Annotated in this window: 2 protein-coding genes; one reads left to right on the plus strand and one right to left on the minus strand. The window is 49.6% G+C overall.

Annotation, left to right across the window (positions count from 1 at the left end; all coding sequences use genetic code 11):
- On the plus strand, window positions 1–275 hold a 275-nt coding region (locus tag GAC_RS05840; protein WP_206740391.1), incomplete at its 5' end, for a hypothetical protein.
- Here the strand turns inward: GAC_RS05840 and GAC_RS04360 are convergent.
- On the minus strand, window positions 250–674 hold a 425-nt coding region (locus GAC_RS04360), incomplete at its 5' end, for a hypothetical protein (protein WP_037349537.1). The two genes, GAC_RS05840 and GAC_RS04360, sit on opposite strands and share 26 nt — an antisense overlap.

The raw sequence follows: 674 nt of genomic DNA on the forward strand, positions 1-674 counted from the left end.
AAACAGCAGCTGAGGTGTTGAAGATAGGTGGTAAAATCTTGGTGACGTCTTTTCATTCTCTGACAGCGTATTCTTCGGTGATTATATACCTCGCCCACGCATACGGCGGCTACACAGAGCATAGGCGTCCATATCTGAGGATGACGTATCATCATTGCGAACAGCATGTGTCTGCACTACCTTATTTACAGAGACGCCGCAGTGGGCAAATTTTTCCGCCCAATTCACGGGCAGGTGATTTCCAGGCTATCATCTACCACTTGACTCACTACTAGAATAGCGCTCTTGGCTCACTGCAGGTGTGGCACTGATGACTATAACCTTTCGCTCACTCTCCTTCCGCATTCTACATGTCTGGGACACAGCAGTCGGGGCATCATCTGCAACAAGTGGGCTTTGCTCATTCACACTGCGAGCACGTGCTTGCTCCACGGAAGAGTCTTGCGAGGAAGAAGGGTATTGTATATAAGAAGAAGAGGAAGAGCCTGAAACAGATCTAAAAACATTTTCCGTGCTACTACATGACGAATCATTGTCTCCGCGCAAGCAATGCTTATCGCAGGCCCTAGAAACAACGGTAGCGAGCGTGGTTAGGCAAGCGACCAATGCGCACAACCCTGCACCGGCGGCACAAGCTATAATGCACAGCCTGGTAACGTCATGAGCAATCTCAC

This window comes from Anaplasma marginale str. Florida (genome assembly GCF_000215485.1).
In the GTDB taxonomy this organism is placed as follows: Bacteria; Pseudomonadota; Alphaproteobacteria; order Rickettsiales; family Anaplasmataceae; genus Anaplasma; species Anaplasma marginale.